We start from the raw sequence: 15,576 nt of genomic DNA, 5'->3' as shown, positions 1-15,576 counted from the left end.
TCCGATTGTGCTGACACTGTGATAACACGCACCCGCGTGGGATGTGGGGCATGCACAGTTCTGTCGTACCCGCATCCGTCATCGCTCCGGCGCGGTCCCGCCGGCTCGTGTTCGCCGTCATGGGTCTGGTCGCCGCGATGCTGCTGGCCGCGCTCGCCGGCGTGTGGCTGCGAGCCGTGCTCACCACGGACGGGTCGTTCGCGCCCGACGAGGCGAGCGGCCTCATCCGGGGCGACCAGGCCGTCACCGTCGCCGACGATCACCTGCCCGCCATCGCCGGGCTCGACGCAGGACTGCGCGACGCGATGCGCGCAGCGACAGCCGACGCGGCGGGTGACGGGGTGGCGTTGCTGATCTCCAGCGGATGGCGCAGCGAGGCCTATCAGCGGTGGCTGCTGGGCGACGCCATCCGTTACTACGGCGACGAGGAGACCGCGCGTCAGTTCGTGGCGACCCCGGAGGCCTCGCAGCACGTGACGGGTGACGCCGTCGATATCGGACCGCTCGACGGCCAGCTCTGGCTCGGTGAGCACGGCGCCGCGTACGGTCTGTGCCAGACCTACGCCAATGAACGCTGGCACTTCGAGTTGGCGACCACTCCCGGCGGCACCTGCCCCGACATGCGCGCGGATGCCACATCCTGACGTGGGGGGCATGACGGTGCGGCTGCCGCCGGGGTTCGACGCGCCGCCGGGGGCCGGTTCTGGCGCTGGGGCCGGCCCTGGGCCTGGGGCGGCTGGCCGGCGCGGGGGCCGGCGCTGGCTCTGGGGCGGCCGCTGGCGCTGGGGCCGGCGAGGGCGGGGGATGCCACGGCTGAAGTGCGTGCCCGCATCCCCCGCACCCTCTGCGTGTCTCCCTTGCCCGTGTGTGTCTCTGGCCACGTCTGTGTCCCAGTTGTGCACGTCGAGTGCGGTCCACCCGTGCATGAGTGAGACACGAAGGGGGTGTCCGGGCATGCGTGTCTCACTTGTGCACGGAACAGCCCGCGTGAGGGTGAACGTTTGAGACACGCAGGGTGAATCGCGCCTGCGCCGGAGCACCCGCGCGCGGCGTTGGCGCGCGCTGTCGGATGCGGAGCGCGCTCAGGCGGGGATGCGCATCCACGCGACGGTGCGCACGCGCCAGCCGAGGGTGACAGCGCGCGCCAGCATGTAGACGCCGAAGAAGACGATCGCGAGCCAGGCCAGGCCGGCAGCTCCCGCGGCGCCGGCCCACATCACCACGAGCAGCGCCGGAACGAACGGCACGAGGTTGGCGAGTCCCGCGAGGGCGAGGTACTTGCCGTCGCCGGCGCCGATGAGCACACCGTCGAGCACGAACACCACGCCGCACAGCGGCTGCGCGACGGCGAGCACGATCAGCGCGGGCTGCACGAGCGCGGCGACGGCCGCATCCGACGTGAAGACGAGTCCGATCACGCCTGAGAAGCCGCCGATCAGCGCCCCGACGATCACACCGAACCACACGCCCCAGGCGACCGTGCGGCCGAGCACGCGGCGCACGAAGGCGGGGTCGTCCTCTCCGAGCCCGCGACCGACCAGGGCCTGCGCCGCGATCGCGAGCGCGTCGAGGGCGAACGCGGCGGTCGAGAAGATCGTGAACGCCACCTGCCAGCCGGCGAGTTCCGGGGTTCCCAGCGCCGTCGCCACGGCGACCGTCGCCAGGAGGGCTGCGCGCAACGAGACGGTGCGCAGGAACATCCAGCCGCCGCTGCGTGCGGCGCCCGACACACTGTCGCGCCGCGGACGGATGGATGCGTCGTGTCGCCGCGCCAGCCGGCCCACCACCAGCACGTACACGGCGACCATGCCCCACTGGGCCACGACGGTTCCGACCGCGGAGCCGGCGATGCCCCATCCGAACCCGTAGATGAACAGCCAGTTCAGCCCCGCGTTCGCCGTGAACCCGGCGCCCGCGATCCAGAGCGGAGTCACGGTGTCCTGCATGCCGCGCAGCAGACCCGTCGCCGCGAACACGATGAGCATGGCCGGCAGGCCCCACATCGAGATTCCGAGGTAGGCCTCGGCCTCCGCCGCGACGTCGGCGGCGGGTGCGAACAGGCCCACGAGTGTGGGGGTCGTGAGGTATCCGGCCACCGCGAGGATGAAGCCCAGGCCGAGGGCCAGCCACATCCCGTCGATGCCTGCTGTCACCGCGGAGCCGTGCTGCCCGGCGCCGAAGCGACGCGCCACCGCGGGAGTCGTCGAGTAGGCGAGGAACACCATGAGTCCGACGATCGTCTGCAGCACCGCGGATGCGATGCCGAGACCCGCGAGCGGCACGACGCCGAGGTGACCGATCATCGCGGCGTCGATGATGAGGAACAGCGGCTCCGCGATGAGCGCGCCGAGCGCGGGCACCGCGAGGTTCAGGATCTGCCGATTGAGTGTCGCCGCCACCCCTCGACCCTATTGAGCGACGCCGACGCTCCGCACCCGTCCACTCTTTCGCGCTCGCGGGGTCTCAGGGAGGGATGCGGCGGCACTCGCGGTCGGCTGGAGCCCTCACTCAGCGGCGCGGCATATCCTGTGCGCATGACCGACTCCCCCCGTTCCGGTCTCGCGCTCGACGAGCTGAGCAACGAGATCCGCCCGCAGGACGACCTCTTCCGCTACGTCAACGGCGAATGGATCGCCCGGACCGAGATTCCCGAGGACAAGGCGCGCTGGGGCTCCTTCCATCTGCTGGCCGAGCAGGCGGAGAAGGATGTCCGCGCCATCATCCTCGAGTCGCAGGATGCCGAACCCGGCACCGAGGCGCGCAAGATCGGCGACCTGTACACGAGCTTCATGGACACCGAGCGCATCGCCGAGCGCGGCACCGAGCCGCTCGCCGATCAGCTCGCGCGTGTGGATGCGGTCAGCGATGTCGCCTCGCTCCTCCGGCTCGTGGGCGAGCTCGAGCGCGACGGCATCGGCGGGATCGTCGAGCTCTACGTCGAGCCCGACCCGGGCGACCCGCAGCGCTACCTGCCCTTCTTCATCCAGGGCGGTCTGTCGATGCCGGACGAGAGCTACTACCGCCTCGGCTCGTTCGAGGAGACGCGGCAGGCGCTGCGCCACCACATCGAGCGGATCCTGACGCTCGCCGAGGTCGCGGATGCGGCGGACGTCGCGGAGCGCGTCGTGGCGCTGGAGACCGAGCTGGCCTCGCACCACTGGGACAACGTCCGCAGCCGCGACGCTGTGGCGACCTACAACCTCAAGACGTGGGACGAGGTGGTCGCGCTCGCGGGCGTGGACCTTGCCCCGTGGCTCGACGGCGTCGCCCCGCACCACCCGGATGCCTTCGCCGAGATCGTCGTCTCGCAGCCGAGCTTCATCGAGGCGCTGGGGACGCTCCTCACGGAGCAGCGTCTCGACGACTGGAAGGCGTGGCTGCGCTTCAAGATCGTGCACGCCGCCGCAGCATTCCTGCCCGAGCCCTTCGTCGACGAGAACTTCTCGTTCTACGGCACCCAGCTCACCGGCGTCCCGGTCAACCGCGAACGCTGGAAGCGCGCCGTCGGGCTGGTCGAGGCCGCGCTGGGCGAGGTCGTCGGCAAGGTCTACGTCGAGCGGCACTTTCCGCCGGCCGCCAAGACCGCGATGGACGAGCTGGTCGCGAACCTCATCGAGGCGTACCGCCAGTCGATCTCGCAGCTGGAATGGATGAGCCCCGACACCCGCGAGCGGGCGCTCGCCAAGCTCGACGCCTTCACGCCGAAGATCGGCTACCCGGTGAAGTGGAAGGACTACTCGGGTCTCGAACTCGACGCCGCAGACCTCGTCGGCAACGTCCGCCGCGCGCACTTGCACGAGCACGACCGTCAGCTGGGCAAGGTCGGGCAGCCGATCGATCGCGACGAGTGGTACATGACGCCGCAGACCGTCAACGCGTACTACAACCCGCTCATGAACGAGATCGTGTTCCCCGCGGCGATCCTGCAGTATCCGTTCTTCGACGAGACCCGGGATGCGGCCGCGAACTACGGCGGCATCGGCGCGGTCATCGGGCACGAGATCGGGCACGGGTTCGACGACCAGGGCAGCCGCTTCGACGGCGACGGGTCGCTGCGCGACTGGTGGACGGATGCGGACCGCGAGGCCTTCGAGCAGCGCACGAAGAGCCTCATCGCCCAGTACGACGCCCTCGTGCCGCAGGGGCTGCCCGAGGAGAACCACGTCAACGGCGCCCTCACGATCGGCGAGAACATCGGCGACCTGGGCGGGCTCGGTATCGCGATCCGCGCGTACCGGCTGTCGCTGGGGGATGCGGAGGATCCGGTCATCGACGGGATGACCGGCATCCAGCGGCTGCTGCTCAGCTGGGCGCAGATCTGGCAGCAGAAGAGCCGTGACGCGGAGGCGATCCGTCTGCTGACGATCGATCCGCACTCGCCGAACGAGTTCCGCTGCAACCAGATCGTGCGCAACATCGACGCGTTCTACGAGGCGTTCGACGTCACCGAGAGCGACGCCCTCTGGCTCGACGCCGACCAGCGCGTCACCATCTGGTAACTGCGCCGTGACCCGTCGGGCGTAGTCTCGCCCGCATCCCGTGCCCGAACCGGTAGGAAGGATCTGCGCCGTGCCCAGCTCTCCCGAGGCTTCTCGCGGAATGGAATCGGCACCGCCCTCGCGGCGGGGCGCGAAGCGTCTGCCTCGTCGCGCCGCCGCGGGACGGCGTTCGTTCACATCGACGCTCAAGGCGCTCGACGCGCTCGCCGCGTCGGGAGCACAGGTCTCGGTGCGCATCGACGACCTCGACCTCGGCTCGGCGGTGCTCAGCGGCGACGACTTCCGCAGCCTCCCGATCGCGGGGCTGGGAGTCGTGCCGCTGCTCGTGGAGACGGCGGCGCAGTTCGAAGCGGGAACCCTCGAGCCCCTGGAGATCATCGATCGCGCGGGCCTCGAACCCGTCTCCGTCTCGGGCATCTGGCAGCACTTGAAGGCGCCGGCACTGCCCCTGATCGATGTGGCCCTGCTCGCCGCGTCCTCGGGTGACGCCCTCGCCGCCAATGCGCTGATGTCCCGCGTGGGTCTGCCGGCGGTCCGCGCGCGCGTCGAGCAGCTCGGACTCACCCGGTCCGCGCTGATGGACAGCTTCCGCGATACGCGCGGCCCCGATGACGCCCCGCACGTCGCGCTCGGCGCGGCGCGCGAGTACGCCCACCTGTTCGCGGAACTCGTGAACAGCACCGCGGTCAGCGCGGGCGTCAGCGCGCAGGTCGCGGAGTGGCTGAGCCACGGGCACGATCTGTCGCTCGTGGCCGCGGCGACGGGTCTCGACCCGTTCGCACACGACAACGACGAACACGGTCTGCTCTTCGTCAACAAGACAGGGCGGGCATCCGGCATCCGCACCGAGGCGGGGGTGCTCGCCGGCCCCCGTGCCGGCGTTGCCTACGCGCTGTTCGTGTGCTTCGACGACCTCTCCATCGCACACCGGCTGCGGGTGCACGACGCCTTCCGCGTGCTCGGCGTGGAGCTCATGGAGTACGTGTACTGACGGCTCACCCGCGTCGGCGGACTCGTCGCTCCGCGACGAAGGCGATCGCGCCCGCTCCCAGCAGGCCGAGGGCGGCGAGCGTGAACGGCAGCGGGTCGTTGCCCGTCGCGGCCAGCGCCGATACGGGCGGAGTGGATGCCGGAGCCGGTGCGGCGCTCTGGCTCGCCGACGGCGTGGGTTCCGGCGTCGGAGTCGGAGTCGGCTCGGGCGTCGGTTCAGGGCTCGGCTCCGGCGCCACCGCCCACTGTGCGGTGAGAGCGAGGTCTCCCGTGAGCGGTGCGGCGAAGTCATATGCCGCGCCCCCTCGCTGCCACCCGTCGAAGGTGAATCCGCTGCGTACGGGGTCCGCGGGTCGGGTCGCGGTCGCTCCCGCCTCCAGCACGACGGACTGCGCGGCGATGGGGCTGCCGCCGGCGGTGTCGAAGGTGACGGTGGCCACCGCGGTAGTGGGCAGGTCGTTCCAGGTCGGCTCGGTGTAGCCGCCGGCGAAGCGCTCGTCGCCGAACCGCCACGGATACAGCGCCGTCGCCGGCGGGGTGGTTGCGATCGTGCCGAAGGTGGTGGGCGGGGGTCCGAGCAGTTCGATGACCGAGAGCGGGTTGTCTCCGAAGGGCGCGAAGCCGAGGTCGGTGATGGTGGAGGGCAGTGTCACCCGCTCGAGCTGGCTCTGCGAGAACGCGAAGCTGCCGATGCTGGTGAGCCCCTCGTTGAACGTCACACTGCGGATCGAGTTGAGCGCGAACGCCTGATCGCCGATGGTGCGCACCGAGGCGGGAAGCGTCAGCGAGGTGAGAGCGTTGCTCTGGAACGCCGCGAAACCGATGTCGGTGAGCGAATCCGGCAGGCTCAGCGAGGTCAGCGCCGTGCCCCCGGTACGGTCGAACGCGCTGTCGCCCACGGCCGTGACGGTGTAACGGACGCCGTCGACCGTGATCTGCCGAGGGATGGTGACCGCTGAGGTCTGCACGACCTGCCCGGTGACCGTCGCGGTGTCCGCGGTGAGGGAGTACGTGAGTCCGTCGACTTCGGTGTCGGCGGCGGATGCGGCGGGCGCTGCGACGAGCAGAAGTGCGGCGGCGAGAACGCCGGCAGCCGCTCCCTGGAGTGCGCGCCGGAGGCGCCGGGAGGCGGGGCGTTGTGTGTCGGGCATGGCCGGACGCTATCGGCGCCTCGGCCCGAGGACGGCGATAGCTGAGTCCTGTTCACTTCCGGCGGCCCGACGTGGCGCCGGCCCGCGACCACGCGAGTCCGCGCTGCCAGAATGGGGCGGTGAGCGACACCCGACAGGCGCCGACTGCCAGCATCGGCCGTAAGCGGTCGCCGGCGCACCAGATCCTGACCCTTTTCGGGGACTACTGGTGGGGGGTGGGCGCGGCGATGCCGACCGGGGCGTTGCTGGCCGCGATGGCGGATCTGGGCGTGAAGGCGCCCGCGACGCGGGCGAGCCTGACGCGGCTGACCGACCGCGGCCTGCTCGTGCTGAGCAGGTCTGGGCGGCGCACGAGTCACGCCCTCACCGACCGCGGCGCATCGGTGCTGGCCGACGAAGCCCAGTGGCTGCAGCGATTCGGCCGGGAGGATCCGGTGTGGGACGGCCTGTGGAGCGCCGTGCTCTTCTCCATCCCCGAGAAGGAGCGGCCTCTGCGTCATGCCGCCCGCACCCGCCTGCGTTGGCTGGGGTATGCGCCCCTGTACGACGGTGTGTGGATCTCGCCGTTCGATTCGGTCGAGGCTGCCGTGGAGGCCCTCGGGTCCCTCGGGGTGGGGCAGGTCTCCACCTTCCGGGGCGTGTTGGCCACGGCGCCCGGTGACAGTCCGACGCGCGCGTGGGACCTCTCGGAGGTGGAGGCGGAGTATGCCGAGTTCCTCGCGCGCGTCGCCGCCGGCGATGCTGAGGAGGAGCTCGCGCCCGCAGAGGCGATCGAGCGCCGCACCTCCCTCATGCTGGCGTGGCAGACGTTCCGTCACGCGGAGCCCGGCCACCCGATGCGTCTCATGCCCGCGGGCTGGCCGCGCGAGCACGCGCGGGCTGCGTTCGTCGCCGTGTACGACGCGCTCGGACCCGCAGCAGAGGAACGGATGCGGGAGCACGTCGCGGCCATCGAGCCCGCTCTTGCGCGTCTGGTCCGGCCGCAGCGGCTTTCCTGAGTGGATCTTATGTAAAGATTCATTGACGCTCGTAACAATTACTTCTACTCTCATCCCCGAGGGGACGCAACGAGGCATCCCCATGACGATGACGTCACATCGGAGGATCTTGCATGCTCAGACATCGACGACCTCGCGCGAGGATGCTCGCGTCCGCCGCTGCCGCGATCGGGGTGGTGGCAGCGCTCGCCGTTCCCCTCGGGTCGGCCGCCGCCGCGGACGACCTCTCGCTGACCGTGCTCTCCGGTCGCGCGGACACCGTGACGGGAGGTGACGCGCTGATCGCGGTCGACGGTGCGGACGGGGCCACGGTCGTGACCGCGGACGGGCGTGACATCACCGCCTCCTTCACCGCCGTGAACGGGCGCCTCATCGGACTCGTCGAGGGTCTGCCTCTCGGGACGAGCGAGGTGACGGCGCGATCGGCCTCGGGCTCGGAGACTCTCGAGATCCGGAACCACCCCGCTTCCGGTCCCGTCTTCTCCGGCCCCCAGCATCCGATGTACTGCACGGCATCCGGGGCGCCGTGGAACCTCGGGCCCACCGATGAGGACTGCCACGTCGCCGAGGCCCGCGTGAGCTTCCGCTACCGCACGACGGGCGGCGCCTGGGCCGACTATCCCGCCGATGGCTCCACCCCCGGCGACGTCGCCACCGCGACCGTGGAGGGTCGCACGGTGCCCTATGTCGTCCGGGTCGAACGCGGCACCATCAACCGCGCGGTCTACGAGACGGCGATGCTCGCCGGGCCCGACGACCCCGCGCCCACGTACGCCGCGCGTGCGGCGGGCTGGAACGGGAAGCTCGCCTACACCTTCGGCGGTGCCTGCGGCGTGGGCTACTGGCAGGGCTCGAGCACGGGCGGCGTCGAGAACGACATGCTGCTCTCGCGCGGCTACATCGTCGCCTCGGCGACCTTCAACGTCTTCGCGCAGAACTGCAACGACGTCACGAGCGCGGAGACCGCGATGATGGTCAAGGAGCACGTGATCGAGCAGGTCGGCCCCGTCACCTACACGATCGGTTCGGGTGGGTCGGCCGGCACCATGCAGCAACTCCTGCTGGCCAACAACTACCCCGGCATCATCGACGGCGTCATGGGCGACATCGGCTACCCGGACGAGCGCACGACGACCGTCGCCGGACACGACTGCACCAACCTGCTCGGATTCTGGGCATCGCCCGCAGGTTCCGGATGGACGGATGCGCAGAAGCTCGCCGTCACAGGTCACGCGCAGCTGTTCACCTGCACCGGCTTCACCTGGTTCACGGGTGTCGACAATCCGCGCGCCGGCTGCAACGCCGCCGTTCCGGTCGGCGACCGCTGGTCGGAGGCGAACCCCGACGGACTGCGGTGCACGATCGCCGACATGGTGCAGAACGTCTACGGCGTCGATGACCAGGGTCGCGGGCTGCGCGTCCTCCCGGACAACGTGGGGGTCCAGTACGGGCTTGCCGCTCTCCAGTCGGGCGCGATCTCGCCCGAGCAGTTCGTCACCCTCAACGAGAACGCCGGCGGGATGGATGTGGACGGCACGCGCACCTCGGCGCGGTCCGAGGCGAGCATCGAGGCCATCGAGCAGGCGTACCGCACGGGCCGTATCAACCTCATGACCGGTGGACTCGCCTACACGCCGGTGATCGAGATGCGTCGCTACACCGACCCGACGGGCGACTTCCACGAGCGGTACCGCTCCGCGATCATCCGTGAGCGCATGCTCGACGCCTACGGCAACGCGGACACCCACGTCAGCTGGACGAGCAAGGACGCGGGGTACGCGAGCGCGATGTACACCGCGGGTCTGGACAAGCTGGAGGAGTGGCTGGACAACATCGTCGCGATGGGCGGATTCGGCGATCGGGCGCGGACGGTCGCCGCGCGCCCCGCGGGTCTCGGTGACGGCTGCTACACGGACGACGGATTCGTCTCGGAGCAGCTCGATTACGAGAACACGCAGAGCACCTGCAACCAGTTGTTCCCGTACCACTCCGAGCCCCGCTACGTCGCCGGAGAGTCCCTCTCTCGCGACGTCCTGAAGTGCCAGCTGACGGCACCGGCGCGGGCGGATTACCCCGTGATGACCGACGGGCAGTGGGAGCGGCTGACCGCCGCCTTCCCCACGGGTGTCTGCGACTGGGCGAAGCCCAGCCAGGGCCGGGTCGACTACGCCGGCGTCTGGCAGAGTTTCGAGACGCAGCCGGATGCGGTGCTCGAGGCGCCCGTGATCACGGGAGAGGCGCGCGTGGGCACCGAGCTCTCGGTGTCGGCGGCGAGCGCGACGCCGGGCGCAACGCTCGGCTACCAGTGGTTCGCCGACGGTGTCGCGATCGAGGGCGCCGTGTCCGGTTCGTTCACGCCCGGGGAGGCGCACGAGGGCGCGGCCCTCACGGCGCGTGTGTCGGTGGTCGCCGAGGGCTATCAGCCGGTATCCCGTGTCTCCGCCGCGACCGCGCCGGTGGCGCCGGTGTCGTCGCCCTCGAACCCGCCGTCGCCGTCGCCGTCAAACCCACCGTCGCCGTCGCCGTCGCCGAGCGTGTCGGCGTGGGCGACGGTCGACGTCGGCGATGGTCGATTCGAACAGGGCGGCACCCTCGTCGCGCGGGTCGCGGGGCTCATCCCGGGTCAGCGCATCGCGGCCGAGATCCGCAGCGATCCGTATGTGCTGGCCGGGATTCCCGCTGCGGATGCGGAGGGGCGGATCACGATCCGTTCGACGATCCCGGCGAGCATCTCCGCGGGTGCGCACACGCTCGTGATCGCCTCCGGCGATCTCGAACCGCTGCGCGTGCCGATCACGATCGTTCCCGCGGGCACCTTGGCCTCGACCGGCGGAACGGTTCCGTGGGAGCTCCTCGCTGTCGGGGCGGGTGTCCTCGTGCTGGGGGCAGGAGCCCTCGTGTTCGCACGACGTCGCGGCCAGGCACGCTCCTGATCGGATGCGGGGAGGTGTGCGACGCCTCCCCGCATCCGCCGCACCGAGATGGACGTCACGGGGGTTAACTCACACCCGGCGGTTCGCCCGCAGACATGGCCGGGTCGGTAGCATCGCGACGTGAGCACTTCAGCGCCGTTCCGAGCCGACATCGTCGGAAGCTTCCTCCGCCCGCCGGGCCTCGCCGCCGCCCGTCGACGTCACGCGTCGGGGGAGCTCACGGATGCCGAGCTGGGTGCCGTCGAGGACGCGGAGATCACCGACCTCGTCGCCCGCCAGCGCGCCGCGGGGCTCGAGGTGGCGAGCGACGGCGAGTTCCGTCGCTCCTGGTGGCACTTCGACTTCTTCGGGATGCTGGGCGGCGTCGACATCGTGGAACTCGACCACGGCATCCAGTTCCAGGGCGTGCAGACCAAGCCGCGCGGCATCGAGATCACGGGGCCGATCCGGTTCGACGAGTCGCACCCGTTCCTCGCGCACTACCGCTCGCTCGCCGCGATCGCCGAGGGCACCGGGTTGCTGCCGAAGTTCACGATCCCCGCGCCGACGGTACTCGACTTCCGGGTGGAGCCCGGCCACATCGACGGTGCCGTCTACGACGGCCGCGAGGCGATCGTCGACGACCTGATCGCCGCCTATCGCGACGCGCTGGACGCGTTCTACGCGGCGGGCGCGAGATACCTGCAGTTCGACGACACCGCGTGGGCGTATCTGTGCTCGGAGGCCGAGCTCGAAAAGGCGCGCGCCCGCGGGATCGACACCGACGGCATCGCCGAGCGCTACGCCGATCTGCTCAACCGCATCCTGGACGGCAAGCCCGCCGACCTCACCGTGACCACGCATGTCTGTCGCGGCAACTTCCGCTCCACCTGGATCTCGTCCGGCGGATACGAGCCTGTTGCCGAGCAGCTGCTCGGCAACACGGCGTACGACGGGTACTTCCTCGAGTACGACTCCGAGCGTGCCGGCGGGTTCGAGCCGCTGCGGTTCCTGCCCGAGGGCGACAAGCGCGTCGTGCTGGGACTGGTGACCACCAAGACCGGGGACCTCGAGAGCGCGGACGACATCCGTCACCGCATCGACGAGGCCGCTGCCTTCGCCCCGCTCGATCAGCTCGCTCTGAGCCCGCAGTGCGGGTTCGCCTCCACCGAGGAGGGCAACGAGCTCACCGAGGATCAGCAGTGGGCGAAGGTGCGTGCCGTCGCGGACATCGCCGCATCCGTCTGGGGCTGAGCCCGCTCAGCGCTTCTGCGGCGCGGGGATCGGTTCGCCCTTCATCGCCGCCTCGTCGATCTCGGCCTGGTTCGCCAGGAACGGCGTGCCGTGCGTGTGGAAGGTCGGCACGGTCTTCGCGCCCCACGCCTGGCCCTTGGCGCGCTCGGCCTGCGACCACTCCACGACCGGCCAATCCGGGTCGAGGATGAGGCGCGCGCCGGCGTTGGCGAGCTCGATGCGGTTGCCGCCCGGCTCCCAGACGTAGATGAAGAACGTCTGGTTGATGGCGTGCTTGTACGGGCCGAACTCGATGTGCACGCCGTTCTCGAGGAAGATGTCGGCGGCCTTCAGGATGTCCTCGCGGGTGTCGGGGGCGAGTGCGAAGTGATGGAACCGGCCGCGCTCGCCGGTCCAGTCCTCGCTGTAGACCACGTCGTACGACTTCTGCTGGAACCGGAACCACCAGGCCGCGTACCCGCCGCCGTCCAGACGCACCCGCTCGGACTCGCGTGCGCCCATGACGTCGCGCCAGAACTCGCCGGCCTTCGTCACGTCGCTGGCCAGGTAGTTGATGTGGTCCATGCGGCGGGCGTTCACACCGCGTCCGGGGAACGCGGACGCCTGGTTCTTCAGCGCCGGGCGGTCCTCGTCGTCGGGCACGTAGTGCTCGGTCTCGTAGTAGATGCCCATGAGGTGGCCGTCCGGATCCTCGAACTCGTAGGAGCGGCCGACGCCCACCTCCGGCTCGCGCCAGCCGTGGCCGAGCCCCGCCGCTTCGATGGCCGCGACGCGACGCTCCAGGGCCTCGGGGCTCGTGACGCGGAAGAGGGTTCGGCCCACTCCGTTGGTGTCGGATGCGGTGAGCTTGAGCGTGTAGAGCTGGTACTCGTCCCAGCAGCGGAGGTAGGCGGAGTCGCCGATGCGAGCCACCTCCCGCATCGCGAGCAGGTCGCGGAAGAAGTGCAGGCTCTCCTCGAAGACCGGGGTGAACAGCTCGACGCCGCCCAGGTGTGCGAGGTCGAAATTGTCGCGCGTTGCCATGGTGTGTCCTCTCTGACGGTCAGCGGCGGGGTCTCGGAAAGACGAGCCCGTCGAAGATCTTTCGTGCGGTGCGGACCGACGACGAACTCGCGCGCCAGCCCGAAGCGGCGTCGCCGGTGACGGCGACGGTGGCGGCGAAGGTGCCGCCGGGGTGTTCGAGCAGTGTCTGCTCCCCGTCGCCGAGCACGGCGAAGTCGGAGCCGACGGCGCCGGGGATGCGGATGCCGGCGGCGACGGATGCGGCCATCAGCACCCCGATCGTGGGATGCACCCGCGCGGGGATGAACGCCCGGGTGCCGACCGCTCCGCCGTGGCGCGGGGGCGACAGCAGGAACATCTTGGGAACGGTCTGTGCCGACACGTCGCCCAGTCCGAAGTGCGGGCCCGCGGCCCGGCGGATCGCCTCGATCCGCTCGCGGAGCTCGGCGCGGGACTCCAGTTCTTCCGGGCTCTCGTCTCCGGCGACATCGAACTCGGCGGCATCCATCAGCACGACCGGCATCCCGTTGTCGACGAGGGTGACGCGGTGGCCGGCGATCTCGTTGGTCGGTGATCCGGTGGGAAGCAGCGGCTTCTGCCCGCGGCTGGTCAGCGCGATTCGGCCTGCGGTACCGGGCACCCCCGCGATCGCCTCGTCGCCGTCGTACTCGACCCGCCCATCCGGAGTTGCGAATCGTGCCTCGGCGATGTCGCCCGTATTGAGCAGGCGGACGCGGACGACGCTGTCAGCCGCATCCGCCGCGATGAGTCCGCGCTCGATCGCGAACGGGCCCACCGCGGCCAGCAGGTTGCCGCACGTCTGCGCATCGGCGACGACGGGCTCGTCCACGCTCACCTGGAGGAAGAGGTAGTCGATGTCACATCCGGGATCGCTCGAGCGCTCGACGACGGCGACCTTCGACGTCAGCGGATGCGCGCCGCCCAGTCCGTCGATCTGTGCCGGATCGGGGCTGCCCATGATCCGCAGCAGCAGGTCGTCGCGCTCGGCCGGGTCGGCGGGCAGGTCGGACGCGAGGAAGAAGGCGCCCTTGGAAGTGCCGCCGCGCATGAGCAGGCAGCGGATGCCGTCGCGTACCGGATCAGGAGTCGGCATCGCGCCGCTCCGCCTGAGACACGTAAGCGATGCCGAGCTCGGCGATGACCGGTCGCAGGCCGTTGATGTCCATGGAGCTGGCTCCGGCCTCGTACTTCGCGCGGTTGGCCGCCTCGCGTGCCGCACGGGAGCGAGCTGCATCGAGAACGGCCGCCGCCCGCATCCGCGGGACGACCGTCACGCCGTCGTCGTCGGCGACCACGATGTCCCCGGGCTCGACGATGACGCCGTCCAGGACGACCGGGACGTTCACCGAGCCTGGGCTGTCGCGCAGGCACCCCTGCGCCGAGACGTAACGGCTCCACGCGGGGAAGCCCATCGCGCGCAGTTCGGCCGTGTCGCGCACCCCGGCGGAGGTGACGTAGCCGCGTACGCCCTTGACCTGCATCTGCGTGGCCATGAGCTCGCCGATGTGTCCGAAGGGGGAGGGGCCGGTGGCGACCACGACGATCACGTCACCGGCGCGGGCCTGCTCGATCGCGACATGCACCATCAGGTTGTCGCCCGGTGCGGTGAGCACGGTGACGGCACTGCCGGCGATCGCCGACCCCTGCTGGATGGGGCGGATCGCGCTCCCGGCGTACCCGGTGCGGCCGAGCGCTTCGTGCACGGTCGCCGAGCCCAGCGCGGCGAAGGCATCGACGAGGTCGGCCTCTTCACGTGCGATGTCGGTGACGACGAGGTGCGGGCTCACTCGAGCACTCCCGTGACCTGCGGGAAGTAGCGCATGTACGCCTCGCCCATGGTGTCGTGGGCGAGGCCGAGATTCGGCCCCGCGTTGCGCTTGACCTGCACGCCGCGGCGCACCGCCAGGTCGCTGTAGTACGACCACATGTGCTTCTGCGCGGGCAGGCACTCCATCGCCTGGCGCTTCTGAGGGAAGGCAGCGGTGATGTCCAGCAGCACGTCGGGCACGAAGCCGCACTGCTCGGGCTGATGCGGCTCGAAGAAGAACACCGGTGGCGCGCCGATGATCGTCTCCTTCGTGGGGAACGAGCCGTCCGAGTTCGCGACACCGATCGCCTGGGCCAGCACCCGCGCCTCCAGCGCCATGCGCGCGGCGGCGGGGTGGTCGCCGTTGTACGGGTCGTGCAGCGGATGCGTCAGCACGACGGTCGGCTGCACGCGGCGGTAGACATCGACCAGCCGCGCGACGGCCTCGGGGGATTCGCGCAGCGGGTAGTCGCCCAGATCGAGGAACTCGATGTCGGCGCCGAGCGCGGATGCGGCCGCCTCCGCCTCTGCCCGACGGATCTCCTTGATTTCCTCCAGCGACTTCCCCGCCAGCCACTGACTCGCGGACTCGCCGCGCTCGCCGTAGCTCAGGCAGACCACCGTGGCGCGTTCGCCGCGCATGGTGGCGGCGGCGATCGCGCCGCCGGCCCGCCAGACGAAGTCGCCCGCGTGGGCGCTGACCACGAGTAGCGCCGGGGTGACTGCAGGCATATCCGCTCCTTGGTTCGGACGCGTCGAGCCGACGCGTGGCGGCAGGCGTCCGGAGTCGACGCCGGTGCCGATTCGTGGGCTCAGCGAATCACACGGCCTGCGAAATGGTCAAGATTTTGTTGACAATCTGGGATGGCGAAACCACTATGGGCAGAGGTAAAAGCCGCCTATCATCGCGGCAGGCCCACAGACGAGGAAGTCGAGGCAATC

The 15,576-nt window shown here is 70.4% G+C and carries 12 protein-coding genes; 6 read left to right on the top strand and 6 right to left on the bottom strand.

Annotated features, from left to right (window positions below):
• Positions 1-50: 50 nt before the first annotated feature.
• Positions 51-644, top strand: a complete 594-nt coding sequence (locus QE377_RS06420; protein ID WP_307320822.1) for a M15 family metallopeptidase — start codon at positions 51-53, stop codon at positions 642-644.
• A gap of 438 nt (positions 645-1,082) precedes the next feature.
• Here QE377_RS06420 and QE377_RS06415 read toward each other — a convergent pair whose 3' ends face one another.
• Positions 1,083-2,399 (bottom strand): MATE family efflux transporter, encoded by a 1,317-nt coding sequence (locus tag QE377_RS06415; protein ID WP_307320818.1) that lies wholly within the window; start codon positions 2,397-2,399, stop codon positions 1,083-1,085.
• Positions 2,400-2,534: 135 nt separating this feature from the next.
• Here QE377_RS06415 and QE377_RS06410 point away from each other — a divergent pair, with 135 nt between their 5' ends.
• Positions 2,535-4,499, top strand: a complete 1,965-nt coding sequence (locus QE377_RS06410) for a M13 family metallopeptidase (RefSeq protein ID WP_307320815.1) — start codon at positions 2,535-2,537, stop codon at positions 4,497-4,499.
• A gap of 100 nt (positions 4,500-4,599) precedes the next feature.
• Entirely contained in the window at positions 4,600-5,490 is an 891-nt protein-coding gene (locus QE377_RS06405) for a serine hydrolase (protein ID WP_307320813.1), read from the top strand.
• Positions 5,491-5,494: 4 nt separating this feature from the next.
• Here QE377_RS06405 and QE377_RS06400 read toward each other — a convergent pair whose 3' ends face one another.
• A complete protein-coding gene (locus QE377_RS06400) occupies positions 5,495-6,640 on the bottom strand; it encodes a leucine-rich repeat protein (RefSeq protein WP_307320810.1) in 1,146 nt (381 codons plus the stop codon).
• A gap of 119 nt (positions 6,641-6,759) precedes the next feature.
• Between QE377_RS06400 and QE377_RS06395 the strand changes: the two genes are divergently transcribed.
• The 3 genes from QE377_RS06395 (at position 6,760) to QE377_RS06385 (ending at position 11,804) form a co-directional block, all read left to right on the top strand.
• On the top strand, positions 6,760-7,638 hold the full coding sequence (locus tag QE377_RS06395; protein WP_307320808.1) for a PaaX family transcriptional regulator C-terminal domain-containing protein: 879 nt from the start codon (positions 6,760-6,762) through the stop codon (positions 7,636-7,638).
• A 113-nt stretch (positions 7,639-7,751) separates the two neighbouring features.
• Positions 7,752-10,571: a DUF6351 family protein gene (locus QE377_RS06390; RefSeq protein WP_307320805.1), complete on the top strand. Its 2,820-nt coding sequence runs from the start codon at positions 7,752-7,754 to the stop codon at positions 10,569-10,571.
• Between the two features lie 120 nt (positions 10,572-10,691).
• Positions 10,692-11,804: a 5-methyltetrahydropteroyltriglutamate--homocysteine S-methyltransferase gene (locus QE377_RS06385; protein ID WP_307320803.1), complete on the top strand. Its 1,113-nt coding sequence runs from the start codon at positions 10,692-10,694 to the stop codon at positions 11,802-11,804.
• Positions 11,805-11,810: 6 nt separating this feature from the next.
• On the opposite strand, the gene QE377_RS06380 is transcribed toward QE377_RS06385, so the two are convergent.
• From QE377_RS06380 to QE377_RS06365, 4 genes are read right to left on the bottom strand one after another with little or no spacing between them, the layout of a single operon-like run.
• A complete protein-coding gene (locus QE377_RS06380; protein WP_307320801.1) occupies positions 11,811-12,827 on the bottom strand; it encodes a VOC family protein in 1,017 nt (338 codons plus the stop codon).
• Positions 12,828-12,846: 19 nt separating this feature from the next.
• Positions 12,847-13,920 carry a PrpF domain-containing protein gene (locus QE377_RS06375; RefSeq protein ID WP_307320799.1) on the bottom strand — a complete coding sequence of 358 codons (1,074 nt, stop codon included), beginning with the start codon at positions 13,918-13,920 and terminating at the stop codon, positions 12,847-12,849.
• Positions 13,907-14,614 (bottom strand): 4-carboxy-4-hydroxy-2-oxoadipate aldolase/oxaloacetate decarboxylase, encoded by a 708-nt coding sequence (locus QE377_RS06370; protein WP_307320797.1) that lies wholly within the window; start codon positions 14,612-14,614, stop codon positions 13,907-13,909. The genes QE377_RS06375 and QE377_RS06370 overlap by 14 nt, the downstream gene beginning before the upstream one ends.
• Positions 14,611-15,366, bottom strand: coding sequence for a PIG-L deacetylase family protein (locus QE377_RS06365; protein ID WP_307320795.1), 756 nt, complete (start codon positions 15,364-15,366; stop codon positions 14,611-14,613). Before QE377_RS06365 ends, QE377_RS06370 begins: the two co-directional genes overlap by 4 nt.
• Between the last annotated feature and the right edge of the window lie 210 nt (positions 15,367-15,576).

Source organism: Microbacterium sp. SORGH_AS_0862, assembly GCF_030818795.1.
Taxonomy (GTDB): domain Bacteria; phylum Actinomycetota; class Actinomycetes; order Actinomycetales; family Microbacteriaceae; genus Microbacterium.
The sequence above is the reverse complement of the archived record's forward strand: the minus strand, read 5'-3'. Positions and strand labels throughout refer to the sequence as shown.

What these genes read in the sequence shown, in the direction of transcription:
- QE377_RS06420 (WP_307320822.1), top strand. Translation starts at nt 51, where the DNA reads ATGCACAGTTCTGTCGTACCCGCATCCGTCATCGCTCCGGCGCGGTCC.
- QE377_RS06410 (WP_307320815.1), top strand. Translation starts at nt 2,535, where the DNA reads ATGACCGACTCCCCCCGTTCCGGTCTCGCGCTCGACGAGCTGAGCAAC.
- QE377_RS06405 (WP_307320813.1), top strand. Translation starts at nt 4,600, where the DNA reads ATGGAATCGGCACCGCCCTCGCGGCGGGGCGCGAAGCGTCTGCCTCGT.
- QE377_RS06400 (WP_307320810.1), bottom strand. Translation starts at nt 6,640, where the DNA reads ATGCCCGACACACAACGCCCCGCCTCCCGGCGCCTCCGGCGCGCACTC.
- QE377_RS06390 (WP_307320805.1), top strand. Translation starts at nt 7,752, where the DNA reads ATGCTCAGACATCGACGACCTCGCGCGAGGATGCTCGCGTCCGCCGCT.
- QE377_RS06380 (WP_307320801.1), bottom strand. Translation starts at nt 12,827, where the DNA reads ATGGCAACGCGCGACAATTTCGACCTCGCACACCTGGGCGGCGTCGAG.
- QE377_RS06375 (WP_307320799.1), bottom strand. Translation starts at nt 13,920, where the DNA reads ATGCCGACTCCTGATCCGGTACGCGACGGCATCCGCTGCCTGCTCATG.
- QE377_RS06365 (WP_307320795.1), bottom strand. Translation starts at nt 15,366, where the DNA reads ATGCCTGCAGTCACCCCGGCGCTACTCGTGGTCAGCGCCCACGCGGGC.